The following is a 25,981-nucleotide window of genomic DNA, read 5'->3' on the forward strand; positions in this document are numbered from 1 at the left end:
GAGCTACTGTGGAACATTGTTGCCGACTTTAGATATTTTAATACAATATCTTTTTCATGTCAACTTTATTTTTTTACCGCCTCGTTCAGCGACTTCTATAATATATCACAGAGATAGATTGATTTGCAATACTCTATTTTATATTTTTTTAAGTTTTCCTTTACACTTTCCACATACATATTTACGAACATCCAGTTTTCTTTTCCTCTTATACACAAGGCTGCAGTTTTCACATTGATAACGATGAATGGCAATCGATGTTCTGACTGTCCCTGGTACTACTTCACAAAATCTTGGAGCCCCCACTTTTTCCATCAGCCTTTTAAAATCTTGATCACGATGCTGGTAACCTCTCCCTTGTAAATGCAGATGGTAATGACACAATTCATGCTTAATAATACCAACAAGAGTCTCTTCCCCAAAATACAAAAGCTGTTTTGGGTTAATCTCAATGTTATGACTTCTCAGTAAATATCTTCCTCCTGTTGTCCTTAATCGATTATTAAACGACGCTCTATGCTTGAACGGCCACCCAAAGTTCTCTAAAGAAACATGCTCAACTAGTCTCTGCAGTTCTTTTTCTGTCATCACTTCTTGTCTTTTCTTCATAAATCTTCACCAATCCCTCAACTTTGACAAACCCTCCTTCATATAATAATCCAAACAGAGTAAGTTGTTAAGGAGTTGGTTGCTTATGCCAGCATGGCTAAGACAACAATTACAGCGTGCGTACCTAGAAAAGGACCGTTACCAAATCAAAGTCCTAAACCAATGTTGGTTCTATTACAAAGAAAAAAAGACTGAGTTTTAATTAATATGCTGTATGAAAAAAGGTGACAGATGGGTTACCCTTCATATGTCACCTTTTTTCTATTATGATACGTGCTGTACTTCTGGTTGCTTCATCGTTAATGAAACCCTTCCTTTTTGAACATCAACTTGTTCTACCCATACAGTAACAATTTCTCCTACTGCAACAACTTCTAATGGGTGTTTAATAAAACGATTAGTCATCTTTGAAATATGAACAAGTCCGTCCTGTTTCACTCCAATATCCACAAACGCACCAAAGTCTACTACATTGCGCACAGTCCCTTGAAGTTCCATTCCAGCTTGTAAGTCTTCCATCTTCAAGACATCTTGCTTCAATAACGGCTTCGCCACTTCATCACGAGGATCTCTTGATGGTCGGATCAAGCTATCAACAATATCTTTTAACGTCGGCACCCCGACTTCAAGCTCCGAAGCTAACTTTTCTAAATCAATCGCTTGCAATTGCTCTTTAACCTTTTCCGTTCCAATCTCATCTACTGTAGCCTGAATATATGCTAATAATTTTTCAGTTTCTTTGTAGCTTTCCGGGTGAATGGCAGTGGAATCTAACGGCTGATCACCATCTTGTACTCTTAAGAAACCGATCGCTTGTTCATACGTTTTCGCCCCAAGGCGTGGAATCTTTTTCAGTTGTTTTCGATTTGTAAAACGCCCTTCTTCGTCTCTGCGTTTTACAATGTTTGTTGCAACTGCTTTAGACAACCCTGCGACATACTGTAACAAGGAGACTGAGGCTGTATTTACATTTACACCTACTTGGTTAACAACAGTCTCAACAACAAAAGTTAATGATTCATTTAATCGCTTTTGTGATACATCATGTTGATATTGACCAACACCTACTGATTTCGGGTCAATTTTCACTAGTTCAGCTAACGGATCTTGGAGCCTACGCGCAATCGACGCTGCACTCCTCTCTTCTACTTGGAGGTCTGGAAACTCTTCTCTCCCTAATTCAGAGGCCGAATATACGCTCGCTCCAGCTTCATTTACAATGAGATAATAAACAGGCTTGGTCAGCTCTTTCATAACATCAGCTATAAACTGCTCTGTCTCACGAGAGGCTGTCCCATTTCCAATCGCAATCATTTCAACGTCATATTTTTCAATAAAACGTTTCACAACTTCAGTTGCCTTTGCTGTTTCACTGCGAGGCGGCGTTGGATAAATAACAGAGATATCTAGAACTTTTCCGGTTGCATCAACAACCGCTAGTTTACAGCCTGTCCGGTAAGCAGGATCGACACCTAACACCGTTTTATCCTTCATCGGCGGCTGCAGTAATAAATGGCGCAAGTTTTCTGCAAAAATATGAATCGCCTGCTCCTCTGCTTTTTCCGTTAACTCATTACGGATATCTCGTTCAATCGACGGCTCAATTAAACGTTTATAGCCATCCTCAATCGCTTCCCCTACAACTATAGCCGTAGGCGAATTAGGGTGTCGAACCAATTTACGCTTCGTTTCATTTATAATTCGATCAACAGGGAAGACCAGCGACACACGAAGGATCCCTTCCTTTTCCCCTCTATTCATCGCTAGAATGCGGTGAGGAACAATCGACTTAATAGCTTCTTCATATTCGTAATACATTTCAAATACTTGTTTTTCATCCGCCTCTTTATCCTTCAAGGTCGTTTTCATTTTCCCATCTTTAAAACCCATTAACCGAATCGCTTTACGTATTTCAGCATCATCAGATACCGACTCAGCTATAATATCTTTAGCCCCTGAAATAACATCATCAACAGAAGTTAATTCATGTTCCTCCGATAAGTACTTAGTCGCTTCTTCTTCTACTGAACCGGTTTTTGGAAATGATTGCAGCCAGAGAGCAAACGGCTCAAGCCCCTTTTCCTTCGCAACCGTCGCTCTTGTTCTCCGTTTTTGTTTAAAAGGACGATATAAATCTTCTACCTCTTGCAATTTTTTTGCCGCTTGAATTTTTACACGTAACTCATCTGTCAATTTACCTTGTTCATCAATTAACCGGATCACTTCACCTTGGCGGTTTGCTAATTGGTTAGCATACTCCCACTTTTCTACAATTGTACGAATTTGAACTTCATCTAACCCTCCAGTCATTTCCTTTCGATAGCGCGCTATAAAAGGGACTGTATTCCCTTCTTCAACCAACTTAATTAATTGTTCTATGTATGATGATTTTACATTTAGTTCTTTAGCTATTATTTGAATCGTTTCATTTTGCTTTGTCTCATTCATTCAAACACCTCATCAAATAGAATATGTTAATTTATGATAGCATAAGTTTGTTCCATCCTTCTAGGAACATACCTAAAACCACTTTAATGATATTAACTAAATATAATTACATACAAAAAGAGAGATCCGCAACCAACCATACCACTCTGCTTTCAAACAAGCACCTACATAGCAGGAGGAATTAGCCTTGAATCTCTCTTTAATGAAGTTTTCCTACAAGCAACGTTACATCGTCTGAAGCAAAACAATCATTTGAGACGAATGTATCTGAGATCGCTTTAGGAGACGTGAGTTTCATTAACTTTTCTTTCATCGGCCTTTTTTTTACGCCATCAGAATATAGCAAAAAGATACTATCTTTCATGTAAAGGAAGCTGCTCTCATCTAATGGTCGCTTCTTACCAGACAGGTACCCTCTAGCTGGGATAGGCTGAATTGTTCTTCCATCAGGCAAATACATAATAAAACCAACATTCCCAAAGTTACAGTAACGAACCTCTTTCCTCTTATAGTCAACTTTAATAACAGTCAAGACTGCCCCTCGTTGGTTACTCAGTGAATCGTTACACAACTCCACTATCTGTTCAACAGACTTGTGATGATGAGCCTCGACTACTCCCAAAGCCGTTGTAGCGGATTGGAGAGCCCCTTCTCCACTACCTAAACCATCAATAACCGCACATACAGCATAATCTGACCGGTGAATGACTGTATGCGCATCACCACTGCAAGCATTCCCCTGCTTCGCTTGTTCAAATACAGCCACTTCAAGCTTGTCATCTTGGTAGATCGTCACCATTATAAAATCTCCGAAGGTTCAATTTTAATTGACTCACGTAATTTCTCGAGCGCTCTTCGTTGCAAACGTGACACATGCATTTGAGACATCCCTAGCTTCTCTCCTGTTTCCTTCTGACTATAATTTTCAAAATACGTACAGATCAAGATTTGCTTCTCCCGCTCCTCCAAGACACTAAACGCCTTCTCTATTACTAATTTTTGATCGGCTTCGTCATAGCCAGAATCAACATTTCCAACCAAATCTAATAACGTAACCTCGCCGCCCTCTTGATCAGCTTCAAGGGAACGATCAACTGATAACGCTTTATAACTTTTTCCCATTTCCATCGTTTCGAGAATTTCTTCTTCTGTAACACCTAAGTAATCAGCTAATTCTTGAACTAAAGGCGACCTTTGTAACTCAGCCGTAAGTGCCTCAACCGCACTCTTTATTTTTGGGCCTAACTCTTTAATCCTCCTAGGGACATGGACACTCCACGTTTTATCTCGTATAAAACGCTTTATTTCTCCTACGATCGTCGGCACAGCAAAAGACTCAAAGCTTTTACCCACTTGCGGATCGTATCTTTTTAATGCGGCTAGTAACCCAACCATCCCCACTTGAAACATGTCTTCCTCGTATTCTCGTCCTTTAGAAAACTTACGTGACAACGAACGAACAAGAGCTTCGTAATGTCGCACGAGCTTTAACTGAGATTCCTCGTCACCATGATGCTGATAGTGTTCGATCCACTCATAGACCCGTTCATTGTTCTGGTTGTGTCTGTTGGATTCCACCGACATCCTGTTCCACCTCATCCCCATGAAGGAACTTCGTCATAACAAGCACTATACCTGACTCATCATTGATTTCTATTTTGTCCATCAGCGTACTAATTAGGAATAATCCTAGTCCACCTTCTTTTAAATCTCCTACTGGTCGACTAGCATCTACTGGACCTAAGTGATCTTTTGCTTTTGCTACATCAAAGCTTTGCCCACTATCTGCAACAATAATTTCCATCCGATTCTCATACAACAAAAAAGAGACATTCATCATTCCACTTTCTTCATATGCATGGTTGACGACGTTGGTACATGCTTCCGCAACCGCAATCTTCATATCTTCTATATCGTCATAGGTGAATCCAGCTCGATTGGCAATTCCAGAAACAGTCAAACGGATTACTCCTACATATTCCGGCTTGGCAGGTACGCTCATAAGGATGTGGTCTGCCTCATGTTGATTCATTTTGAACCCTCCCCTTCTTCAATTGCCATCACTTCATCCAATCCCGTAATCGTAAACAGCCTTTGGACTCTTTGAGACATTCCTACAAGAGTAAGGCGAGAGTTATTAGCATCTGTAGCTTTTAACGCTCCTATAAAAACCCCTAAGCCTGTACTATCAATATATTGTACGTCCGAAAGGTCAACTTTCACATTGTTACCTTTTTCTGCTAGCGGAATTAGTTCTTCACGCAGTTTCGGTGCTGTATACGCATCAATTTCACCTGCTACATAAAGTACAACAACGTCTGCTTTATTTTCACAACGTATAGATAAATTCATAACGATATCCCCTTCCTAACTGCTGCTAAAGAGTATATACCACATTTTTATAGACCTTAAACTTCTCTTCGAATAATCATTAACGTAAAATCATCTTTTAATTGAAAATCTTGTAATTTTGCTAATTCATAATAAACACTCTCCACCACTTCTTGTGCGGACAAATGCATGTAGTTCCGAATTAACCCAATGATTTCTTCACGATCAACAAAGCGATCGCCAATTCGACTCTCAGTCACACCATCAGATAAGAAAACGATGAAATCACCGATTTCAATCTTCCTACTATATTCTCTAAATTTCGCATCCCGCGACACACCAAGAGCTATACCTTTTGCAAAAAGCTCTTCGAATTGGTCGTGCTTTGCAAAGTAAAAGAATCCAGGTTCATGACCCGCTCCCGAGTAATGGAATTCATGTGTACGAGAATCATAAGATCCATACATCATTGTAATAAACATATTGTCATCTATATTTTGTTCAACAACACGATTTAAATTTTCTAGAAGCGCTGCAGGTTGCAAGCGTTGTTCAGGTAAGCTGTCCATGGCATACTTAATCATCGACATACAAAGCGCAGCCGGCACTCCCTTTCCGATGATATCAGCGATTGCAACACCTACACTTTGATTATCGCCCATAATATAGTGATAATAATCGCCACTCATCTTAGCAGCCGGGACACTAATTACACCAATATCAAGAGAACCTATACTTGGTATCTCCTTCGGCAGCAGTGTTTGCTGCATATTAGCCGCTACCTCAATTTCAGATTCCAATTCTAGCTGGCGATCACGCAGGCTTTGATGTTCACGATAAGCCATACCATACCCCATCATGACTTCAAGCAACAAATCTAAGGAATCAAGAACTTCCTCAGCTATCGTCGGGAACAATTCCTCTAACACTTCACGGTGAACACTAATTAACTCTTCCGGAGAAACCTGATGCTCAAGAAGTACTTTGCTAAATTGTTGAGCTTCGTACAATCCATGCTCACTTTTTTGATGTAAGAACATTTTCAATATATGTTTATACGTTTCCTCTAAATTCTGAACAGTCTCTTTCACAAAAGCCCCCCCCTTTTTTACAGCATTAGAAAAAGGTCAGTCCAACAAATAACCTTACCTTAACCACTTCGTAGCTTTAATAACCGTACCTTCCCCAGCTTCAGAATCAATAGTAAATTCATCCATCAACCTCTTTACTCCAGGCAAGCCCGCCCCCATCCCACCAGAAGTCGTAAAGCCATCAACCATCACTTGTCTAATATCAGGAATCCCCGGCCCTTGATCTTGAGCAATAATTCTAAGCCCTTTTTTGACACCGATTTTTGATGGCTTTTCCACAACTTCCAAACAGATTTCACCACGTTTAGCATAAAGGTAGATATTACGGGAGAGCTCTGAAATAGCTGTCGTGATTCGGGCCTGATCTACACTTCCGAAACCAATCTCTTTTGATAAGGACCGACCCGCTTGCCTAGCCGCAACAATCCCCCACTCATTTTTTACTTCAACACAGGATTGGGTTTTCATCCTCACCCCTCCAATTCTTGCTGCAACTTCGTTAACCCTTGTTCTAAATCTAGTGCAGTTTGAACATCATCAAGTTTTATACCCATGTCGATAAGCGTAATTGCTACAGCAGGCTGTATTCCTGTTAACACAACTTTCGCTCCCATCAAACTAGACATATCTACTACATCTCCAAGTACTTTTGCAATAAACGAATCAATCATGTCAACTGAAGTTAAGTCAATCACAACTCCAAGAGACCCTTCAGTATGGATTTTATTAAGAAGGTCTTCTTGAAATTGCAGTGCCGTCTGATCATCAAGCTCTACTTGGATACTTATTAATAAATATTGATGTAGCTTTAAAATAGGAATTCTCATCGTATTCCCTCCAACTTACAAATCAATCAATTTTTTGTTTGTTAATTCTAATGCTGTCTCAATTCCTTTTTTCAACGTACTCTTCGTTGGGAATTTACTTAAGTCGATCCCTAGATTGACAATTGTCTGAGCAATTTCTGGCCTAATCCCAACTAAAATACAAGTTGCCCCAACTAACCTCACAGCTTCAGATGCTTGTATAATATGGTGCGCAACCATTGTATCAACAACTGGAACACCCGTTATATCAATTAAGACTACTTGACTACGGTGTTCAATAACCCCTTCTAACAAGTTCTCCATAATAAGCTTTGCCCTCGCCGTGTCAATTGTTCCTATAAGTGGCATAACAGTTACATCTTCCATTACCGGAATTAAAGGTGCAGACAGCTCAAGCAAAGAAAGCTTCTGCATTTCAATAATATCTTCCCAATTCCCTGTGTAGTCATGGACGAGTTGATTAACGATCCCGTCAATCCATTCTTCAAGATCACTGAACGTTGACAACAGCGCTTGTACATCTGATTCAAGTTCAGAAAGAAAAGCTAAAAGAACTCGCCGGAACGCTTGGAGTCCTTGTGTGAAATAAGAAAGCGGCCAACCAGCCTGAATATACTTTTCTGCGAATGAACTAAGCTGTCCCTTCGCCTCCTCTTGCTCTGCTGTAACCTGACTTATAATAAAATGCATAAATTCTTGATTCATATTTTCATAGACATCATCAGAAATTGAAGTTAAGTAATTTTTTGTTCTAACAAGTTCCAATTCTTTTTTCCATTGCTCTAACACTGCATCTCTTTGATTATTAAGCAAAGAAATAATATATGGTTGCATTTCGAAGCCTCCTGTAACATCCTTAACCTTTATTATTCCACGAGAAAAAACGAGTTGCAAAGATAATTGTCTAGAAATAATTACATATTTGTTCATATTTCGTTTAACTAAAGCAAAGAACAAAAAAACCTCGTACGAATACGAGGCTTCCCTTTTAAAAATCAATAAGTCCTAAACTAATGAATAGAGCATCGTTCACACGATTCATCATGTCATCATCTAGATGTGTGATCTTATCAGTTAATCTTTGCTTGTCAATTGTTCGTACTTGCTCTAATAAAATGACGGAATCTCGATCAAAACCATAACGCTTGGCATTGATTTCAACATGGGTCGGTAATTTCGCCTTCTGAATTTGCGCAGTAATTGCAGCAACGATTACGGTCGGGCTGAAACGATTGCCAATATCATTTTGTATGACGAGTACAGGACGAACTCCTCCTTGTTCTGAACCAACAACAGGTGAAAGATCCGCAAAGTATACGTCGCCTCGTTTTACAATCAAAGGCTACACCCCACTCACTAAGCGATCGAGGGTATTCTCTGCTTCCTCCTCGGCAAGAAAAGATTCTGATGCAATATTTAGGTTAATTTTCGCCATTTCCATGTAACCTTGTTGCATAGTCTCACGAATTTGACGCTTCTTACGTTCGCGAAGATACATCTTTGTAGCTTGTGAAATAAATTCACTACGATTGACGTTCTCTTTTTTGATCACACCGTCCACCTCGTTCAACAAATGTTGTGGCAAATTAATTACAATGCGCTTTGTGTTTTGCTCTGACACAAACATCCACCCCCAGCATCCACCATTAACCTTTTATCCTTACATGTACATTACATAAAAAAACCGTAGTTCCTAATTTATCTCTAACATTAATCATAGCACTAGCTAGATCAAAATGCAAAGACCCATTAGTCTTTCTTTTTCTGTTTTTACGATTCCATCTTAGAAACTCTTTTATTATTATCCAATTTCAAACTATTTCACATATACCCTTGGAACCCTTGGTCCAATTATACATGGAATTTCATAATTAATTGTTCCGAGCCTAGCGGCAACTTCATCCATTGTTATTTTATCATTTCCATCTTCACCAATCAATGTTACGACGGTTCCCGTTTCCACTTTTTTTGGTAGCTTGACCATACATTGATCCATACAAATACGGCCAACAAAGGGAACTCTTTCTCCATTAACTAATACTACCCCTCCTGACGTACTATGATACCTTAACCAGCCATCGGCATATCCAATTGGAATCGTTCCAATCCACTCATGTTCTTTCGTTTTATATGTCGCCCCGTAACTAATCGATTCCCCAGGAGGTAATTCCTTCACCTGAACAAGGCGGCTCTTTAATGAGAAAGCTGGCTTTAACGTAACAGGAAGCTTTTCTGTAATCTCTGGTGACGGAGTCAATCCATACATTGAAATCCCTAAACGAAATAAGGTAAACATCTTATCTGGAAACCGCATTCCTGCTGCACTGTTCCCACTATGAATAAGCGGTACACGAATCCCCCATTCCTCTACCCAGCCAAGCATCTCCTTAAAACGCTCATGTTGTTTATTTACATAGGTCAGATCTACTTCATCAGCTGTAGCATAATGAGTATAAATCCCAATTAATTCAAACTGCTCATGTTCTAAGACAACTTGAAAAAGTGATGTTGCTTCCTCTTTCGTTCGAAGACCGATCCTTCCCATACCCGTATCAAACTTCACATGTAATTGGATATGTTCACCTTCATGAAGAAATTGCTTAGCTTCATTCAACCATTCAGCTTGAAATACGGTAATCATAACATTAAGCTTGGCTGCTACTTGAACATCTATTGGTCTGATTCGGCCTAGTACAAGAATAGGAGCTTCTATTCCAGCTTCTCTGAGTGCCAGTGCTTCATCTAACAGAGCTACTGCTAAGTACGTCGCTCCCGACTCTAAAGCCGTCTTGGCCACCTCAACAGCACCATGCCCATACCCATTTGCCTTTACGACAGCCATTACTTGAACATTTCTATCCATGTAAAGCTCCTTAATCGAAGATACGTTATGAGCAATGGCACTTAAATCAATCTCTGCCCAAGTATCGCGATAATACGTATGACTCATCGCTTCTCCTCCCATACTACATCCTTTTTCTCTAATTTTCGTTTTATTTTACCATAAAGCTAAGAGCAAAAGAAAAGACCCAGCTAATTGCTGAGTCTTAACCAAATTATTTCTCTTCTGTGCCATACACAGAGCTTGCAATTGACATCATTTCTTCTTGACTTAAGTTTTCAGAAGCAAGGAAGAAATCAACACCATTGTAAGACCATTGTAATGACTCACTTGTCATGACACCAATTGTAAATCCAAGATCGACTGGCTCACCTTGGCTTACGTTCATTGGCGTTGAAGCAGGCACGACTTGACTTTGCTCTTGGATCAACGTAAATGGCTGTTCACCACTATATTGAAGTACGACACGTTCACCGTTTTCTGACTGAATATTTTGCGCAGCGTTGAACTGAGTCCCGTCTGGCGTATACATTGGATAATAAACAGTCATTGGCTCTAACGGTTCTGCCATTGCTGGTTCCTCAGTCATTTGAGCACCTGTCATATTACGCTCCATGTCGAAATCGCCTTCATTGAAACTTGCATTCCATTCAAAGTTTGTAAAATCAAGTTGAACAAGGACTTCAAGATCTGCATTCATAATCTTCACCTGAGCAGGAGATAAATCCTTTTTATTTAACTTAATTTCTTGAGTATTTAAATTCTTATTTTGATAGTTTGTATTCGTTTGGAACACATAGTAATCCTCATCAGCTTGGAAAGATCGCTCTGGGTCCATCAAAATATCTTGGATAAGGGATTCATATAGGTATACTTGACTGCTGTTTGTCGGCCAATCGCTTTGGAAACGGAAACTTTTGTTTAAAGCGGGTGTCAACACGAAAACCCCATCATCATTACGTAGGATAATTTGGCTTTGGTCTTTATTTTGATTTTCTAGAGCTACACGATAATAGCTCTTCTTTTGATGCCAAACATCCACTTCATATGTTTGTTGATCCTTTCCTGTTTCTAAAGTCATCGTAGACTTTGCTTTGTACCCAGTCATTTCCTCCAACTTCTCGTCTAAATCTGTCATAATGTCTTCTTGTGTTTTTTCGCCGCAACCTACGAGTATCATAGATAGTAGTAACCCTAGTGTAGCGAACCAGATTGCTTTTTTCATGCTTTCACCCCTTTGTCTCATTTGAAAGAAGAGAGCGAATGCATTCAAGAGACGGCTTACTTCATGCTGTGTGCCCCGTTTCGTTCCTCGGTAAATACGACTGGTATACTTAGCGAGTCAAAGAAAACTAGGAACTTCATGTGGAAATTGACCTAACTTGAATGTTTACCTCTTCTATTCGCACTACAACTATATGAGACAACCTTGAGCAATATGCAGACTAGCTTGACGAGCTTTCAATAATTACTTGAGCAACAGCATAATTTCTACTATGAGAAATAGAAAGGTGAATGTAGCTTTGAAGCCCTGCTACAACTAAGGTTGGCTTTCCACTTTCCTCCTTCAAAATTTCAATATCGTGCCAACTATAACTTTTTGAAATTCCCGTTCCCATTGCTTTTACAAATGCCTCTTTTGCTGCAAATCTTCCAGCTAAAAATTCAATCTTCCGCGTTTTTGAGTATGTTTCAAAAAATCTTTTTTCGTTATCCGTTAAAATTCGCTCTACAAAACGCGGTTGACGTTTCACTATGTTTTCTATTCGATCTAACTCCACAATATCAATTCCAGTTCCAATAATCACAACAAACCCCCACCTTATGTAAGCATCTCCTTTGTCCACTATACATAGGCTTACATAAAACCTATGTAAGTCGAACAGCTCAAACCCTTTCATTTAAGCTATCTTTACTTTTTCTGTTATAATAGCAGATATCAAAGGAGGACGTATTATGTTTATCCGAAATGAAAGCTTCTACTCTTTTAGACGTCAATATCCCGTTATTACAATCCTTGTAGCAATTCATCTTATTCTATTTGTTTGGATGAACTTTCTCCCTTTCGGAAACTACATCCGCGCTTTAGGGATTGGTTACAACCTAGCTATCGCAAACGGTGAATATTGGCGCCTGCTCACTCCCATTTTCATGCATATCGGAGCTGGCCATGTCATTTTCAACTCCTTTTCGCTCGTTATTTTCGGTCCTGCTCTTGAAAGAATGCTAGGAAAAATAAAATTCATCCTTGTCTATCTCATAACTGGTATTATAGCCAACATAGCTACGTTTTACCTTGGTGGCCTAACATATCCACCTCACTTAGGTGCGTCTGGAGCTATTTTCGGGTTGCTTGGAATGTATGTCTATCTTGTCATTAACCGCAAAGACTTAATTGATCGAATGAATTCACAACTTGTTTTGACGATTATTGTCATCGGGTTAGTGATGACGTTTGTGAATCCAAACATCAATATACTAGCTCATTTATTTGGCCTAATAGCTGGAGCTGCGCTTGCTCCACTCTTTCTCATCGGCGCAAGGCCTTTTTATGCGGGACAACGCGTTTTCTCTGACCCGAGCGAGCCAGTATTTGACCCGAATAGGTGGCAGAAAAAAAGAGTGAACAGCAAACGTATAAAACAAGCGATTTGGATTGGGTTTGGTATCCTTGTTATTTTCGGTATATTAGGTCGCTTTTTATAAATTATAGTTAAAGAAAAGAGGATGACTCCAAATGAATGGATTCACCCTCTTTTCTTCTATCTTTTTAACCCTGAAACAAATGTATTAACATTATGCTCCATCATCTTAATATAGGTTTCTGCACCACTACCTTCAAGCCCAACAGCGTCTGTATACACTTCTCCAGCAATGTCTACCCCTGCATCACGAGCTACTGTTTCCATGTAACGAGAATCAACGGTTGTTTCCACAAATACTGCAGGAAGGTTACGATCTTTTACAATATCAACAAGAGCTGCAATTTGCCCCGGTGTTCCTTCTTCATGAGAGTTTAATTCCCAAATTCCATATGTCTCAAAACCGTATTGCTCTCCAAAATATTGAAAGGCATTTTCACTCACGGCGATAACACGTTCATCGATTCTTTCCACTTCTGCTTGAATCCAAGCATGGAGCTCCTCTAACTCTTGAATATAGGCTTCTGCGTTTGCTTGATATTCCTCGGTTCCTTCCGGGTCACGTTCAATTAAGTCATCACGAATATTCTCTACGTACGTAATAACATTGGTTACATCTAACCAAGCATGCGGATCTTCACCTTCTTCACCAGCAATCGGTAGAGGAGTCACTCCATCTGAAACAGAAACAATGGAAACATCTCCTGTATTTTGAACAAGGCGCTCTAACCATTCTTCTAATCCAAATCCGTTCACATAAAAGACGTCCGCATCACTTACTTTTCGGAAATCACTAGGTACCGCTTCATATTCATGCGGCTCTTCACCAATTGGCACTAAGTATTCAACATTGGCACGGTCACCTGCTACTTGCTCTGCCAAATCACCTAATATCGAGAAACTTGTTACAACCTGTAGTTTGTCATTTTCCTGTTCTTCAGCCCCCCCGCAAGCAGCCAAAACCATTCCCGTCATTACTGTTATAAACAATAATATTGACTTCTTCATGTTGCTTCCTCCCCTACACTTGGTTCCTTACCAAAGATATGCATAGGGGCAACTTTTTGTTCCTATTTGTGGTACTTTTCTTTTTCGTTAAATCAAAACTCCTCAACTGGGCAACGAACTAAATAAAGGGGTTGTGCTAAAAGACTTTTACCTTTTAGCACAACCCCCACACTGCATTTTAATAATGTATGTATCTTTATTCGTTTCAACCATTCAATTTTGGAAAATGTACATACCTTTTAGCATTGAATAAATCAATAACTTCAATTTGATTTGGCAAATGCCCATTTTTTTCATAATAATATCGCTTCGCTACATCATAATACGTATGCAATAAATGCTCATCTACCTCTAACAGCATTTTTTCCAAAACAATAGCTTCTTGATGATGTCCCACCTCATGAGTGGTAACATAATCAATAGCACAATGTTTAAACGACTCATTACAAGTATGAAAGGATTCCTTATTATTGATTAAGAAACTTAGTAAGTGATCAACCACAACAGCTGATATCGAGAGGAACTGCTGGATTGAATGAAAGATGTCCCGATCTAACCTAGCCCAATAATCACTAATTAACCGAAGAATGTAAACGTTCGACCTCATTAATTTGGGCGTGACAACATAAGCTCTAACAATCTCATTAACTGTACTTTGGACAGCTTGTTTCCAGTTATATTCAACAGCTACTTTTCGAAATTCATGGTCATAATATTCATAAGGACAATTCAGGAAAGCTTCATTTAGATGACTGTGCTGAACCATATTTATTTGATTACCTATACTCATATTTCGTTTTCAATTCCTTCGAAGGTGGCATGATCTTTCATTCTCACAGCCATAATCACACTTTCCAATTGCTTGATAAATAGAACACCATGAACGTTTCGCATAACAGATAGGAATATCTTGTTCTGTCGCTTTCTTTTTTAGGACACCAGTTAAATTGTGATTGATAAAATCTGTTAACACCAGCACCAAGTCAATATGAGAAGGAATCTCTTTTTTCACCATTTGAACCTTTCGACCACTTACATGAATAATTTCATTAAAGCCTATCTCTTCTAACTTTTTCGGAATCGATCCTAACCGGTCAGCCCCTACTATTAACAACGAAGACATCACTAACACCCCTTTTGTTGAGAATTGTTATCATTATAATAATTGAAATTGATTCTCATTGTCAACACATTTCGGGAAAATGAACTAAATTTTCGAAAAACGAAAAAAGCACACCAAACTTAGTAGAGTTTGGCGTGCTTCAAATTAATATTTCTTCAATAAATAACGTAATGGAATAATGGAAACAAGAATAATCAATAGAGCAGCAGGCGCCGCTAAATGATAGATTGCTTCGGTTGCTTCAAAGTAAACTCGTACGGCTAATGTGTCAAATCCAGGAGGTCTCAGCATTAACGTTGCCGGAAGCTCTTTAATAGAGCTTACAAATACAAGTGCACCACCTGCTAACACACCAGGCATGATCGATGGAAGAATAACTTTGAACATGACTTTCCAAGGGGGATACCCTAAACTACGAGCTGCCTCATCAATTCTTGGAGAAACAAGACTTAAGGAAGCCTCCCCAGCCTGCATTGCTTGCGGCAAGAACCGGACAACAAAAGCAAGAGCAATCATATAAAACGTATTGTATAAAGCAGGTATATGATTATTAAAGATAAAAATCATCCCTAACCCGACAATAACACCAGGCAGCGCATATCCTGCATAGCTCAATTTATCAATTCCACTTGAGATAAAAGAAGGATAGCGGGACTTTAAATAAATAATTGGCATTGCAAGCAACATACATAAGATAGCAGCAAAACCCGAAACCTTAATACTGTTCCACGCAAATCCGAAGAAACGGTCATCTAAGGCCCCCATACCAATTCCAATAATAGACCAATACACAAGAACAATGATCGGCAGTAGAATAGACAAAACAAATACTAGCCCCACATAGAAGACCGCAAGTGGTTTCCACTTACCTAGAGGTAAAATATCAGGTTCTCTAAACGTGTTCGTTGTTTGATAGTACTTATTTTTCTTTCTTGTTCTTGCCTCAATCCAGAGAATAATAATGGTAAGTAGAATTAACACTAGACTTAAGACAGACGCAGAAGCTGTATCGAAACTAGCTCTTTGAAAGTAGATTGCGGCTGTAAATGTGACGTAACGAAGCATCGCGATCGCTCCGAAGTCAGACAGAACATAAAGTGAAATTAATATGGCTCCTGCCCCAATCGCAGGGCGTAAGAAAGGTAAATTCACTTTCCAAAATATTTTGGCTGTACTCATCCCTTGCGAACGTGCTACTTCTTCAAAATTTCGATTCATTTTACGTAAGGAAGCACTAGCAATCAAGAAGACATATGGATACGTAAACATCGTTAAAACGAAGAATACACCCCAAAAGGAATATATATTTAACGGATAATCACCGAACGTATTCACTAACCAAGGACTATCTCGCCAAAAATTTCTCGCCCAACCACTTGGGCCAAAAACAATGATATAGGTAACAGCACCTACATATGGTGGAATGACAAGTGGCAAAGCAAGAACCCACTGCCACATCTTTCTCCCTGGTAAATCAGTCCGGATGACAATCCACGCTAAGGATACCCCAATAGCGATTGCACATACCGTCACAGCAGCTGTTAGTGAAAACGTATTCCATAATAACTGCGGAATTCTCCCGTCTAATAGACGCATCCACCGATCGACTCCCGCAAAGAGCGAGCGCCAAATCACGTAAATTATCGGCACTGACATAATAAGTGCTACTACTAGTCCAAATAGCAATAGGATAGGACCTGGCGGGTTCCCCTGCCACGTGTTAAACCATGTTTTCCGAAAAAAACGGAGAAGGGTTGGGGTATACTTATCCCCAACCTTAGCACTAGAATCATTATTCAATTGGTTGTCATTTTCACGATTGTTATCCATGCTGCCCTCTCCCAAAAAGATTAACGCTTTATTTATTTATTTATTTATTTAAGTTCTAAATCTAAACCGGAATCTTCAATAAGAGCCTTTGTATCCTCAAAATAGTTCCCAAGTTCTTTTAAAGGCATGTCTTGAATTTTTAACTCACTAAAGCTAATCGCAGCTTCGTAAGGTGGGTCTAATTCTGGGTTGATTGGTAGTTCTAATGACTCACCAACAAATGCAAGCTGGTTTTCTGTCTCTAATACCCACTCGATAAATGCTTTTGCGTTTGCTTCATTTGGACCACCATTCACTAGACCTACACCCGCAGCGTTTGCAATTGCTCCCATTTGATCTTCACCTTGGTCAGCGTAAATGAAACCTACATTGTTATCAGCTGGCTCTTCTAATTGTTGGTGATAGTAATAGTTGTTAACTAATCCGAATGCGTGCTCACCCGCACCTACTGCACGACGAATATCACCATGACCTTCAAAGATACCTGCTGCATTTTCTTTAATAGCTTCAATCCATTCAGCAGTCTTCTCATCGCCCCACTCATAACGTAGTGCAGATACGTTTCCGATCATACCGCCGTTACCGCCACGAGTGATTGCATATCCATTTTCAACATCTGCCCATTTTGCATCAAATAAATCTTCCATGCTTTTTGGCATTTCTTCTTCTGTAATCATATCTTTATTATAAATGAAACCACGTGCTCTAGCCGATAGAGCGATCCATGCATTATCATCAGCACGGTATTGCTCGTCAATTGACTCGACACCTTCAGGATCAAATCCTTGAAGCAATCCTTGTTGATTTAAGAATTCCAAAGCACCTAGGTCATTTGAAATAAATACATCTGCTTGAACATTTCCTGCTTCCTCTTGTAGCTGAAGAGGATCTGCCCCGTGTAATGCTAACACTTCAATGCCAGTTTCTTCAGAAAATTTATCAAGTAATGGCTGTACAAAGTTTTCGTTACGTGCTGAGTATACTACAAGTTGTCCATCTAGTTCCACTACTTCTTCCGTTTCTTCACCTGTCTGCTCTTCTGTTTCTTCAGCCGCATCTTCTGCTGGCTCCTCAGCTGCATCATTCGTGCCTCCGCATGCTGCCACAACAAAAAGCGACATGGCTAATATTCCAAACAAGAAAATCTTTAAAGCTTTGTTCATTTCTGCTCCCCCTGTATGTATATGTATTTTTCGGAACGTGTAATGATATTCATTATCACTCCCACCCACAATATGTAGTATAGTGCAATTGATAATCATTGTCAACATCATTTTTCTGAAAATATCAACGATAAAAAAATAGAGCTCTTAAAGTATTTGTATACTTTAAAAGCCCTTAATTTTACGCTTCAACAAGCGCGACTAATTCAGCCTTTATATCAAAGGAAACTACTGAGCCAATTTCAATATCCTGTTCGATTGGAGCATACACAACCATAGGCTGAGATGCTTCATGTTGGTCGCCTAGTCGAACTTCAACCTCTTGATATTCACCACCATACGTAACGCGCTTAACCGTCCCTGAGTACCGGCCATTTTCTGCTAAACGACAACCTTCCGGACGAATCGAAACACGTACATCTTCCAGTAATTTCTCACTTTGTGTTGGTAATGAAACACGCCCAATATACGTATCAACATGCTTTAAATCTGAACATAGTGTACCTTCTAATAAATTTGTCTTTCCTACAAATTGAGCAACGAAGCAGTTTTTAGGACAACGATACATCTCACGAGGAGAGGCAATTTGTTGAATGACACCTTGATTCATAACAACAACACGATCGGAAACTGCAAATGCATCTTTTTGATCATGAGTAACGATAATAGCCGTTGTGTTCGCCTTCCGTAAAATAACGGTAACGTCATAACGCATGCGTTCACGCAGTCCAGCATCTAAATTACTAAACGGTTCATCCATTAGAACAACATGAGGTTTTGGGGCAAGGGCTCTAGCTAAAGCTACACGTTGCTGTTGTCCACCTGAAAGTTCATTTGGATAACGTTTTCCATACTCTGCTAAACCAACTAATTCTAAAACTTCTTGTGCTCTTTCTTTCTTTGCTCGATTGCTCCATTTATTTAAACCGAACGTTACATTTTTCTCAATTGTAAGATGAGGAAACAATGCATAGTCTTGAAACACCATACCAATTCCTCTTTTTTCAGGAGGAAGGTACGTTCTATCACTATATACTTCATTATGATCAATTGTAATCGAACCACTTGTCGGCTGTTCAAAACCAGCGATCATTCGAAGAGTGGTTGTCTTCCCACACCCACTTGGACCTAGGAGTGTGATAATTTCGCCTTTTTCAATATCTAAGTTTATCGTGTCAACAGCTGGTGTTTCCGTTTTCTTGTACAACTTTGTCAGTTGTTTTAATTGAATAAAGCTCATATGTACCTCCCCATTTATGTCCAACCTGAGAATGAATATCAATTTAAATTAAGTTTATCACATGTATTTCGAAAGCGTCAACGCTTATTCCTACTATATTAGTATGAAAAAGAGCATCCACGCTAATGCATACTCTTCATTATTAACGAAGAAATGCATTTATGTCCGATCTGTTCATGTCTCTATTTACATAAGTATTAAAATCTTAGTACAGACGATAAAATAGCATCAACCAGTAGCTTGTTTCTAAATTTTTTTCAAAAGAAGTTGTACTTATTTCTCCTTTTTTTGTAAAGTTATTAAGTACACTTAGCGAGGTGATGAGATGATTGCAAATATGACGGAAGATCAATTGTTAGTATTAGTGATTAAATATATGAAGGAAGCAAAGCGTGGTGCCCTACAGGAACTGCTTGATGAGTTGCACCCTTATGACTTTGCACAACTTTATAAAGGATTGCCAGAGAAGCACCATCATAAATTTTTAACATTTTTAACGCCCTCTCAAATTGCCGCATTAATACAAGAACTTGAGTACGACATGCAAATTGAGATATTACATAAACTCGGGGTTGAACGTTCCTCGAAAGTAATGGATCATATGGATAATGACGATCTTGCTGACTTATTAAATGAACTGTCTATCGATAAAATCCAAGAGTTTCTAGATATTATGAAGAATGAAGATTCTAAGACGATTCAATCATTAATGAGTTATCCAGCAGATACAGCTGGTGGAATTATGACCAATCAGTTCATTTGGATCCACGCGGATCAAACCGTAAGACAAGCTGTAGATAAACTAAAGGAATATGCTAGCTTTTCGGAGAACATTTACTATCTTTATGTAATTAATGATGAAGATAAACTTGTTGGCGTAGTTTCCTATCGCGATTTATTAATTGCTGACATTAACGATATTATTGAAGATTTAATGTTTACTCGTGTTGTTTCGGTTCACGTTGATGATGATCAAGAAGAAGTCGCACAGACGATTGAACGATATGATTTTATCGCTGTACCCGTTGTCGACGACCACAACGTTTTAAAAGGGATTATCACTGTCGACGATGCCATTGACGTTGTCATCCAAGAAGCCAATGAAGACATCGAAAAGCTATCAGCTACCGGAAAGGATATTGACTTTCATACAAAGGCTGTAACAGCTTCTATTCGTCGACTTCCATGGTTGGTATTGTTATTGTTTATTGGACTTGTTTCCGGAAGTATTATTAGTGGGTTTGAAGAAACTCTTGAACAAGTAGTGGCACTGATCTTCTTTATGCCCATGATTGCGGGAATGACTGGTAATACAGGTACACAATCTTTAGCAGTTGTCGTTCGAGGAATTATAACAAATGACACCGACCGAAAAACAGTTATTAAATTAATTTTCCGGGAGCTGCGGGTCGGAATCATTATTGGCTTAACTTGTGGAGTACTTATTTTCTTAATAGCTTACTTTTGGATTGGTAGTTTAACTCTAGGGTTTGTTGTTGGAACCTCTCTATTAATTACATTAATTGTTGGGACCTTAGCAGGAACCATCATTCCATTAACGTTATATCGCGTTGGAGTCGATCCAGCTGTTGCGTCCGGTCCACTTATTACGACTTTAAATGATATTTTCTCTTTAATCATTTATTTCGGCATAGCTACAGCATTCTTAACACAATTATCAGGATTATAAAAAAAATACGAGGCTGTCTCAAAGATCGTTTGAGACAGCCTCTTCTATCTTGTTAACATATCCCCAATGACCCAATAACCAATTCCATACAATAATACAATAATTGAGATCAGCAGAAACAGTTTTTTATTTGACATTCTCATAACAGACCACCTTTAGCTTTGCTCTTGCTAGTTAGTATACTACATTTTGGGCGAGGTACGCTTAACACTGTTATGAACAAAGAATGAAAGGTGGCGTAAACACTTACACTTTCTCGTGAAGAAGATATGCTCTTGTATATAAGTGCTCAATATCCTCATCTGTCATCATCATTAACTTTCTTTCTGTTAACCCTTGAACCTTATTTAAAAACTGGATCATGTTCTCTCTTTCTTGTCTGCTCATTTAAATCGCCTCCTGTAGTAATACAATTTATTTAACTTAATTGTATTATATAACAGAGGGATCAAAAACGTCAACGGAATTTTCAGAAAAAAAGCCCATTTTTTTATTTTTCTTATTTGCCAAATGAATAGGAATGCCAAATACATTTAGCATCCCTATTCTGCCTATTTAATAATTAACACTGGACAAGCTGCTCTCTTCACTACTTTATGACTAACGCTACCGAGGATCATTTGCTGAAACTGATTCAACCCCCGACTTCCAATGACAATTAAATCTGCATCAATCTCCACTGAAAAATCGACTAATGTAGAAGCTGGTTCGCCGCGCAAAATCCGCACTTCATAATCAATGCCTTCTTTTTTTGCACTCGCTTCTACAGATTTAAATTTCTGTTTACGTTTTTCAGCAATTCCTAAGGAGTTCCATGATTGTAATACATCCGCCTTTGAGGTAGTCCCATCAACCACATAGACAACATACGTATACGCCCCACTTATCTTAGCCAAGTCAATTGCTCTTTCGGCTGCTCTAATGGATTGCTCAGACCCATCCAACGCCACAATCATCTTAGTAAACATGAACCCCCTCCTTAGAGGGTACTGAAAGGAAAACCGTCCTTTTTCAGTACCTATGCAATAGAGCTATTTTCCCTATATTTTATCCATACACAAAGAAGTGGTGTGTCATTACTGCTAAATAAAGAAATTCTAACAAAGGTAACTTAAAGTGTCGGACATGGAGTTAGCATTTTCATCCCATGCCTTCCATGTGTCAAGTTTGACCTCTTTAAGAATTTTGACTATATTTTCTCTACAAAAGCCTTATGGTAAACTAAATATATTGAGGTGATACTAATGGATTACAGCCAAATGTGCCCCAAATACGAGCATGCAATCGAGTTATTAGGAAAAAGGTGGACTGGGCTTATTATTCGAGTTCTACTAGATGGACCAAAACGGTTTAAAGATATAAAAGCACAAATACCAGATATGAGTGATCGAATATTGACTGAGCGAATGAAAGAGCTAGAACAGCAATCTATTGTAACTAGAAGCGTCTTTCCCGAGAAGCCTGTGCGGATTGAATACTCCTTAACAGAGAAAGGTCTTGCACTTGAGCCAGTCATTGAATCAATTCAAACTTGGAGCGAGAAATGGACATAAAAAAGGCTGTAACCAAAGGAGGCCACTGAAAAAGGTACGGTTTTGACCTTTTTCAGTGGTCTTTAAGCAATGAGCGGAACCGTTGCTTTGTCTTAAAGCCTGTTATGAGTGGGTTTCTCATAGCAGGCGCGCAACGTGTGGAGCCATTGCTGCTTCCTCGAATCCGCTAAAAAGGACTTTTTCAGTGCCCTCATCCAAAGGTCTGCTTTTTTGACCTTTGGTTACAGCCTCGACGCCTTGAAGCAATGCTCTCACTTTACCAAATACGTCTTTGTCCACTTATCATATAATGTCCGTCTTTTCCTGCCAAATGACATAAGAAAAAAAGGAAATAATAGATATTTTAACATCTCTCGACAAAAAAATTGTACACCACTTGGCTTTTCTGCGTCCTCATTATAAACATATAAATCAACTATTTTCATTCCAATTGTTCGTTTTCCTTTGAAAGCATAAAGAACATGAATCATTAAAAAAACAATAACGATAACGGTCCAATTTATAAGATACAAATGAAATTCGTTCTCCCACATATACTTACGGATAAATACGATATTGTCTGAAGGTGCCTCCGATTGTACGATCATCCAAAATGTTGTAATCGCACTAGTTGTAATGAGAATAAGAGATAAGAAAATAAAGTCAAAAAACCCCGCTGCTAAACGAAACCACCCACTCGCTCTTTGTTCTTCATTTAATAAACGTTGAACCCACTGATTCCCCTTTTGTTCAGCAATCATCTATTCCTCTCCTCCGAAAGTAATTAGAGACCCAATGAATTTTACCATATATTTCTAAAACATTCAAAATTATTTGTCTTTTATCCCCCTTTTAAAAAACATATTCCATAATTTAAATATAATTAACCATTACCGTAGAAAAGCTTTCCCTTTTATAAATTACTCCAGCTATAGGTAAGAAAATCATACGTTTCATCCTTCAGCTTAGCTCCACCTATTTCAACTTCACGCAACACAAAACCATTCTTCTCTAAAATTCTTTTCGATCCGTGATTGTGACACGTTGTTTTTGCATTAATTTCCATAATTTCATACTTCTCCTTTAATAATGTCATAATCATTTCGACACTTGTAGAGGCAAGTCCGTTTCTTACGTACTTTTTACCAATACGGTATCCCATGTCAGCGGTGAAAAACGGCTCCTCTTTGACATTAAAAAGATTGATTCGACCTAAAATTGTGTTACTTCCTGATAAAATTAAGTAATATTGCCCCTCTCCCTTTTCATACTCCACTACTAATTCAGTTAAAAAAGTTAAAAATTTTTCCCTTTTGTAATAGTGATCTCCTCTTCCAGGTACCATTTCCTCAAAGAACGATCTGTTTTCCAGTTCAAACTTAAGTAATTGCTCAGCATAATCCAATGATAGAGGTACTAATTCTATTTCCATGTCCGTCCCCACCCACTTTCCTAAATGAATCAGCTTTATAAACTATATACTTAGCAACGCTCTTTTTATAATTACAGCAAGAATCAAACCACATAGTATCATTCCATTTCTTTCAGTCTTTTCCCTCTCATTTTGTACTACAAAAAAAGTGACCCCACCATTTGTAGGAGTCACCATATGCTTTCTATTATAAAATGGATCTTATCGAAATCCCTTCTACTTGCAACGCCCTTCTCAGCTCTTGAGTAAACTCAAGAGCTTTTTCTCCGTCCCCATGAACACAAATTGTATCTGCTTGAATAGGAACGATCGTACCGTCTACCGCTCTAACTTTGCCAGATTTAATCATCATCACAACTTGCTCAATTGCTAGGCGCACGTCGTGTATGAGGGCATGCTCGTGTGTTCGCGGTGTTAACGTTCCATTTGCTTGGTACGTCCTATCAGCAAACACTTCATTGGCCACTCTTAATCCAATGTTCGTTCCAGCTTTTATTAGCTCACTACAAGATAAGCCGAATAATACTAGATTACGGTCAACATCATACACGGCCTTTGCAATAGCCTCAGCAACGGCACCGTCAGTAGCTGCTAGGTTAAATAAAGCCCCGTGCGGTTTCACATGCTGCATCCTAACACCTTCAATATCACAGAAGCCTTTCAATGCACTAATTTGATAAACAACAAAATTGTAAATATCCTCTGGATTCGTTTCAATTAGTCGCCTGCCAAAGCCTAATAAATCTGGGAAACCCGGATGAGCACCAATTTTCACTCCTTTGGCTGCAGCCATTTTTACCGTTTTAGCCATCACATTATGGTCACCAGCATGAAACCCGCAAGCAACATTTGCCGAGGTAACTTGGTCTAATATTTTTTCATCTTGACCAATTGTATATGCACCAAAACTTTCTCCTAAATCACAGTTTACATCTACTCTCCTCATTAAAATCCCCCATTAAAAAAGTTGTGGAATCATTTCCGTCAGCGTACGAATACCAAGATAGGCAGTTAACACAACAACAATCGCACCAAAAACGGTCATCCAAACCGGATGTTTATACTCCCCTACAATGCTTACACGATGAGCCGCTAATAATATACACCCAAGTGTAAGTGGCAAAATTAACCCATTAAATGCACCAGCCAATAATAGTAAGGCAACCGGTCGCCCAATTAGTGCAAAGACGGTTGTAGAAAAGACTATAAACCCTACCGTCCAATAGTTTTTGTTTCTTTCAATACTTGGATGAAACGTTGTTAAAAACGATACGGATGTATAGGCTGCACCAATCACGGATGTGATTCCAGCAAACCATAATACTAGACCAAAAATTCGATAGCCCACTTCGCCTGCTGCGATTTGAAAGACAGATGCCGTTGGATTATCTGGATTTAAAGCAAATCCCGCCGACACCACCCCGAGGATAGCCAAAAATAAAATGACCCTCATAATAGAAGCTACAACAATTCCTGTTACTGCTGTATTCGTAACATAGCGCAAATTCTCACGCCCTGTTATTCCAGCATCTAATAGCCGGTGACCACCAGCAAATGTAATATAGCCACCAACTGTCCCTCCAACGATTGTAATAATCGCTAAAAAGTCAACTTCTATCGGGACAAATGTCCGCAAGGCTGCTTCTGAGTAAGGCGGAGCACTAACAAACATGACATAAGCTGTTAACAAAATCATCAAGGCCCCTAAATAGCGTACGATTTTATCCATTGCCATATTGGCTTCTTTTAATAAAAAGATAAAGATACAAATAACCCCTGTCATAACGGCACCAACTGTCGTATCAAGCCCTAACAGAGCATTGACTCCAAGACCTCCACCAGCTACGTTACCAATATTAAAGGCAAGTCCACCTAGGACGATAAAAAAAGCAACGACATACCCGAGACCTGGGAGGACTGCATTTGCTATTTCTTGACCGCGCATTTTTGATACGGCAATGATTCTCCATATGTTAATTTGTGCCCCGATATCTAAGAGAACCGATGCCAATATAACAAAGCCAAAGCTTGCTAATAACTGTTCTGTAAAAACAGCTGTTTGTGTTAAAAAGCCTGGACCTATTGCTGATGTTGCCATTAAAAAAGCCGCGCCGGTCATAGCACTTAATCTTTCTTTCGGTGTCATTTGTTCATTTTGAAGTGATCTTTGATG

General features: G+C 39.0%; 31 protein-coding genes. 4 read left to right on the plus strand and 27 right to left on the minus strand.

Annotated elements, in window-relative coordinates; all coding sequences use genetic code 11:
- Positions 1-138: 138 nt before the first annotated feature.
- Positions 139-588 (minus strand): SprT family protein, encoded by a 450-nt coding sequence (locus tag MF646_RS21110; RefSeq protein ID WP_250098519.1) that lies wholly within the window; start codon positions 586-588, stop codon positions 139-141.
- Positions 589-694: 106 nt separating this feature from the next.
- Between MF646_RS21110 and cmpA the strand changes: the two genes are divergently transcribed.
- A complete protein-coding gene (gene cmpA / locus MF646_RS21115; protein ID WP_250098484.1) occupies positions 695-811 on the plus strand; it encodes a cortex morphogenetic protein CmpA in 117 nt (38 codons plus the stop codon).
- Between the two features lie 62 nt (positions 812-873).
- Here cmpA and MF646_RS21120 read toward each other — a convergent pair whose 3' ends face one another.
- The 14 genes from MF646_RS21120 to acpS all read right to left on the minus strand — a co-directional run bounded on the left by MF646_RS21120 (position 874) and on the right by acpS (position 11,956).
- Positions 874-3,057, minus strand: coding sequence for a Tex family protein (locus MF646_RS21120; protein WP_250098485.1), 2,184 nt, complete (start codon positions 3,055-3,057; stop codon positions 874-876).
- A 199-nt stretch (positions 3,058-3,256) separates the two neighbouring features.
- Positions 3,257-3,856 (minus strand): SpoIIE family protein phosphatase, encoded by a 600-nt coding sequence (locus MF646_RS21125; protein WP_250098486.1) that lies wholly within the window; start codon positions 3,854-3,856, stop codon positions 3,257-3,259.
- Positions 3,856-4,641 (minus strand): RNA polymerase sigma factor SigB, encoded by a 786-nt coding sequence (gene sigB / locus MF646_RS21130; RefSeq protein ID WP_250098487.1) that lies wholly within the window; start codon positions 4,639-4,641, stop codon positions 3,856-3,858. Before sigB ends, MF646_RS21125 begins: the two co-directional genes overlap by 1 nt.
- The gene (rsbW, locus tag MF646_RS21135; RefSeq protein WP_250098488.1) at positions 4,604-5,089 is read right to left on the minus strand and encodes an anti-sigma B factor RsbW; all 486 of its coding nucleotides are present in this window, start codon (positions 5,087-5,089) and stop codon (positions 4,604-4,606) included. The genes sigB and rsbW overlap by 38 nt, the downstream gene beginning before the upstream one ends.
- Positions 5,086-5,409 (minus strand): STAS domain-containing protein, encoded by a 324-nt coding sequence (locus MF646_RS21140; protein WP_250098489.1) that lies wholly within the window; start codon positions 5,407-5,409, stop codon positions 5,086-5,088. The genes rsbW and MF646_RS21140 overlap by 4 nt, the downstream gene beginning before the upstream one ends.
- Positions 5,410-5,465: 56 nt before the next feature.
- Positions 5,466-6,479 carry a PP2C family protein-serine/threonine phosphatase gene (locus tag MF646_RS21145; protein WP_338035525.1) on the minus strand — a complete coding sequence of 338 codons (1,014 nt, stop codon included), beginning with the start codon at positions 6,477-6,479 and terminating at the stop codon, positions 5,466-5,468.
- 54 nt (positions 6,480-6,533) lie between these two features.
- Complete coding sequence (locus MF646_RS21150; RefSeq protein WP_250098490.1) at positions 6,534-6,947, minus strand: anti-sigma regulatory factor; 414 nt, start codon at positions 6,945-6,947, stop codon at positions 6,534-6,536.
- Positions 6,948-6,949: 2 nt separating this feature from the next.
- Positions 6,950-7,306, minus strand: coding sequence for an STAS domain-containing protein (locus tag MF646_RS21155; protein ID WP_250098491.1), 357 nt, complete (start codon positions 7,304-7,306; stop codon positions 6,950-6,952).
- 15 nt (positions 7,307-7,321) lie between these two features.
- Positions 7,322-8,140: an RsbT co-antagonist protein RsbRA gene (locus tag MF646_RS21160; protein WP_250098492.1), complete on the minus strand. Its 819-nt coding sequence runs from the start codon at positions 8,138-8,140 to the stop codon at positions 7,322-7,324.
- Between the two features lie 154 nt (positions 8,141-8,294).
- A complete protein-coding gene (locus MF646_RS21165) occupies positions 8,295-8,645 on the minus strand; it encodes a type II toxin-antitoxin system PemK/MazF family toxin (RefSeq protein WP_034631315.1) in 351 nt (116 codons plus the stop codon).
- Positions 8,646-8,648: 3 nt separating this feature from the next.
- Positions 8,649-8,933: a CopG family ribbon-helix-helix protein gene (locus MF646_RS21170; RefSeq protein ID WP_034631317.1), complete on the minus strand. Its 285-nt coding sequence runs from the start codon at positions 8,931-8,933 to the stop codon at positions 8,649-8,651.
- A gap of 189 nt (positions 8,934-9,122) precedes the next feature.
- A complete protein-coding gene (alr, locus tag MF646_RS21175; protein WP_250098493.1) occupies positions 9,123-10,256 on the minus strand; it encodes an alanine racemase in 1,134 nt (377 codons plus the stop codon).
- 106 nt (positions 10,257-10,362) lie between these two features.
- Complete coding sequence (locus tag MF646_RS21180; RefSeq protein WP_250098494.1) at positions 10,363-11,373, minus strand: LolA family protein; 1,011 nt, start codon at positions 11,371-11,373, stop codon at positions 10,363-10,365.
- A 220-nt stretch (positions 11,374-11,593) separates the two neighbouring features.
- Positions 11,594-11,956: a holo-ACP synthase gene (gene acpS, locus MF646_RS21185; RefSeq protein WP_250098495.1), complete on the minus strand. Its 363-nt coding sequence runs from the start codon at positions 11,954-11,956 to the stop codon at positions 11,594-11,596.
- A gap of 148 nt (positions 11,957-12,104) precedes the next feature.
- Between acpS and MF646_RS21190 the strand changes: the two genes are divergently transcribed.
- Entirely contained in the window at positions 12,105-12,854 is a 750-nt protein-coding gene (locus MF646_RS21190; protein WP_250098496.1) for a rhomboid family intramembrane serine protease, read from the plus strand.
- 56 nt (positions 12,855-12,910) lie between these two features.
- Here the strand turns inward: MF646_RS21190 and MF646_RS21195 are convergent, their stop codons facing one another.
- The 6 genes from MF646_RS21195 to MF646_RS21220 all read right to left on the minus strand — a co-directional run bounded on the left by MF646_RS21195 (position 12,911) and on the right by MF646_RS21220 (position 19,154).
- Positions 12,911-13,798, minus strand: coding sequence for a metal ABC transporter substrate-binding protein (locus MF646_RS21195; protein ID WP_250098497.1), 888 nt, complete (start codon positions 13,796-13,798; stop codon positions 12,911-12,913).
- A 205-nt stretch (positions 13,799-14,003) separates the two neighbouring features.
- Positions 14,004-14,588: a hypothetical protein gene (locus MF646_RS21200; RefSeq protein ID WP_250098498.1), complete on the minus strand. Its 585-nt coding sequence runs from the start codon at positions 14,586-14,588 to the stop codon at positions 14,004-14,006.
- A 9-nt stretch (positions 14,589-14,597) separates the two neighbouring features.
- A complete protein-coding gene (locus MF646_RS21205; RefSeq protein ID WP_250098499.1) occupies positions 14,598-14,921 on the minus strand; it encodes a DUF2325 domain-containing protein in 324 nt (107 codons plus the stop codon).
- 144 nt (positions 14,922-15,065) lie between these two features.
- Positions 15,066-16,751, minus strand: a complete 1,686-nt coding sequence (locus tag MF646_RS21210) for an ABC transporter permease (RefSeq protein WP_250098500.1) — start codon at positions 16,749-16,751, stop codon at positions 15,066-15,068.
- Positions 16,752-16,795: 44 nt separating this feature from the next.
- A complete protein-coding gene (locus tag MF646_RS21215) occupies positions 16,796-17,914 on the minus strand; it encodes an extracellular solute-binding protein (RefSeq protein WP_250098501.1) in 1,119 nt (372 codons plus the stop codon).
- A 181-nt stretch (positions 17,915-18,095) separates the two neighbouring features.
- The gene (locus MF646_RS21220) at positions 18,096-19,154 is read right to left on the minus strand and encodes an ABC transporter ATP-binding protein (protein ID WP_250098502.1); all 1,059 of its coding nucleotides are present in this window, start codon (positions 19,152-19,154) and stop codon (positions 18,096-18,098) included.
- A gap of 325 nt (positions 19,155-19,479) precedes the next feature.
- On the opposite strand from MF646_RS21220, the gene mgtE reads away from it, so the two are divergent.
- Positions 19,480-20,844, plus strand: a complete 1,365-nt coding sequence (gene mgtE, locus MF646_RS21225) for a magnesium transporter (protein WP_250098503.1) — start codon at positions 19,480-19,482, stop codon at positions 20,842-20,844.
- 246 nt (positions 20,845-21,090) lie between these two features.
- On the opposite strand, the gene MF646_RS21230 is transcribed toward mgtE, so the two are convergent.
- The gene (locus MF646_RS21230; protein WP_250098504.1) at positions 21,091-21,231 is read right to left on the minus strand and encodes a BH0509 family protein; all 141 of its coding nucleotides are present in this window, start codon (positions 21,229-21,231) and stop codon (positions 21,091-21,093) included.
- 164 nt (positions 21,232-21,395) lie between these two features.
- Positions 21,396-21,812, minus strand: a complete 417-nt coding sequence (locus MF646_RS21235; protein ID WP_250098505.1) for a universal stress protein — start codon at positions 21,810-21,812, stop codon at positions 21,396-21,398.
- 276 nt (positions 21,813-22,088) lie between these two features.
- Between MF646_RS21235 and MF646_RS21240 the strand changes: the two genes are divergently transcribed.
- Complete coding sequence (locus tag MF646_RS21240) at positions 22,089-22,397, plus strand: winged helix-turn-helix transcriptional regulator (protein WP_250098506.1); 309 nt, start codon at positions 22,089-22,091, stop codon at positions 22,395-22,397.
- A 251-nt stretch (positions 22,398-22,648) separates the two neighbouring features.
- On the opposite strand, the gene MF646_RS21245 is transcribed toward MF646_RS21240, so the two are convergent.
- From MF646_RS21245 to MF646_RS21260, 4 genes are all read right to left on the minus strand, one after another.
- Positions 22,649-23,137, minus strand: a complete 489-nt coding sequence (locus tag MF646_RS21245) for an RDD family protein (RefSeq protein WP_250098507.1) — start codon at positions 23,135-23,137, stop codon at positions 22,649-22,651.
- A 152-nt stretch (positions 23,138-23,289) separates the two neighbouring features.
- Complete coding sequence (locus MF646_RS21250; RefSeq protein ID WP_250098508.1) at positions 23,290-23,808, minus strand: GNAT family N-acetyltransferase; 519 nt, start codon at positions 23,806-23,808, stop codon at positions 23,290-23,292.
- Between the two features lie 187 nt (positions 23,809-23,995).
- Positions 23,996-24,754, minus strand: a complete 759-nt coding sequence (locus MF646_RS21255; protein WP_250098509.1) for a LamB/YcsF family protein — start codon at positions 24,752-24,754, stop codon at positions 23,996-23,998.
- Between the two features lie 12 nt (positions 24,755-24,766).
- Positions 24,767-25,954 carry an NRAMP family divalent metal transporter gene (locus MF646_RS21260; RefSeq protein ID WP_250098521.1) on the minus strand — a complete coding sequence of 396 codons (1,188 nt, stop codon included), beginning with the start codon at positions 25,952-25,954 and terminating at the stop codon, positions 24,767-24,769.
- Between the last annotated feature and the right edge of the window lie 27 nt (positions 25,955-25,981).

It is taken from the genome of Halalkalibacter alkaliphilus, assembly GCF_023555415.1.
Classification (GTDB): domain Bacteria; phylum Bacillota; class Bacilli; order Bacillales; family Bacillaceae_D; genus Halalkalibacter; species Halalkalibacter alkaliphilus.

Coding starts and splice junctions, on each gene's coding strand:
- MF646_RS21205 (WP_250098499.1), bottom strand. CDS start 14,921: ATGTCTTCGTTGTTAATAGTAGGGGCTGACCGGTTAGGATCGATTCCG.
- MF646_RS21155 (WP_250098491.1), bottom strand. CDS start 7,306: ATGAGAATTCCTATTTTAAAGCTACATCAATATTTATTAATAAGTATC.
- MF646_RS21230 (WP_250098504.1), bottom strand. CDS start 21,231: ATGAGCAGACAAGAAAGAGAGAACATGATCCAGTTTTTAAATAAGGTT.
- rsbW (WP_250098488.1), bottom strand. CDS start 5,089: ATGAATCAACATGAGGCAGACCACATCCTTATGAGCGTACCTGCCAAG.
- MF646_RS21240 (WP_250098506.1), top strand. CDS start 22,089: ATGGATTACAGCCAAATGTGCCCCAAATACGAGCATGCAATCGAGTTA.
- sigB (WP_250098487.1), bottom strand. CDS start 4,641: ATGTCGGTGGAATCCAACAGACACAACCAGAACAATGAACGGGTCTAT.
- MF646_RS21200 (WP_250098498.1), bottom strand. CDS start 14,588: ATGAGTATAGGTAATCAAATAAATATGGTTCAGCACAGTCATCTAAAT.
- MF646_RS21250 (WP_250098508.1), bottom strand. CDS start 23,808: ATGGAAATAGAATTAGTACCTCTATCATTGGATTATGCTGAGCAATTA.
- alr (WP_250098493.1), bottom strand. CDS start 10,256: ATGAGTCATACGTATTATCGCGATACTTGGGCAGAGATTGATTTAAGT.
- MF646_RS21195 (WP_250098497.1), bottom strand. CDS start 13,798: ATGAAGAAGTCAATATTATTGTTTATAACAGTAATGACGGGAATGGTT.
- MF646_RS21215 (WP_250098501.1), bottom strand. CDS start 17,914: ATGAACAAAGCTTTAAAGATTTTCTTGTTTGGAATATTAGCCATGTCG.
- MF646_RS21245 (WP_250098507.1), bottom strand. CDS start 23,137: ATGATTGCTGAACAAAAGGGGAATCAGTGGGTTCAACGTTTATTAAAT.
- MF646_RS21160 (WP_250098492.1), bottom strand. CDS start 8,140: ATGCAACCATATATTATTTCTTTGCTTAATAATCAAAGAGATGCAGTG.
- MF646_RS21235 (WP_250098505.1), bottom strand. CDS start 21,812: ATGTTTACTAAGATGATTGTGGCGTTGGATGGGTCTGAGCAATCCATT.
- MF646_RS21260 (WP_250098521.1), bottom strand. CDS start 25,954: ATGACACCGAAAGAAAGATTAAGTGCTATGACCGGCGCGGCTTTTTTA.
- MF646_RS21180 (WP_250098494.1), bottom strand. CDS start 11,373: ATGAAAAAAGCAATCTGGTTCGCTACACTAGGGTTACTACTATCTATG.
- MF646_RS21170 (WP_034631317.1), bottom strand. CDS start 8,933: ATGTTTGTGTCAGAGCAAAACACAAAGCGCATTGTAATTAATTTGCCA.
- MF646_RS21150 (WP_250098490.1), bottom strand. CDS start 6,947: ATGAAAACCCAATCCTGTGTTGAAGTAAAAAATGAGTGGGGGATTGTT.
- MF646_RS21140 (WP_250098489.1), bottom strand. CDS start 5,409: ATGAATTTATCTATACGTTGTGAAAATAAAGCAGACGTTGTTGTACTT.
- MF646_RS21220 (WP_250098502.1), bottom strand. CDS start 19,154: ATGAGCTTTATTCAATTAAAACAACTGACAAAGTTGTACAAGAAAACG.
- mgtE (WP_250098503.1), top strand. CDS start 19,480: ATGATTGCAAATATGACGGAAGATCAATTGTTAGTATTAGTGATTAAA.
- cmpA (WP_250098484.1), top strand. CDS start 695: ATGCCAGCATGGCTAAGACAACAATTACAGCGTGCGTACCTAGAAAAG.
- MF646_RS21190 (WP_250098496.1), top strand. CDS start 12,105: ATGTTTATCCGAAATGAAAGCTTCTACTCTTTTAGACGTCAATATCCC.
- MF646_RS21120 (WP_250098485.1), bottom strand. CDS start 3,057: ATGAATGAGACAAAGCAAAATGAAACGATTCAAATAATAGCTAAAGAA.
- MF646_RS21255 (WP_250098509.1), bottom strand. CDS start 24,754: ATGAGGAGAGTAGATGTAAACTGTGATTTAGGAGAAAGTTTTGGTGCA.
- MF646_RS21210 (WP_250098500.1), bottom strand. CDS start 16,751: ATGGATAACAATCGTGAAAATGACAACCAATTGAATAATGATTCTAGT.
- MF646_RS21125 (WP_250098486.1), bottom strand. CDS start 3,856: ATGGTGACGATCTACCAAGATGACAAGCTTGAAGTGGCTGTATTTGAA.
- MF646_RS21110 (WP_250098519.1), bottom strand. CDS start 588: ATGACAGAAAAAGAACTGCAGAGACTAGTTGAGCATGTTTCTTTAGAG.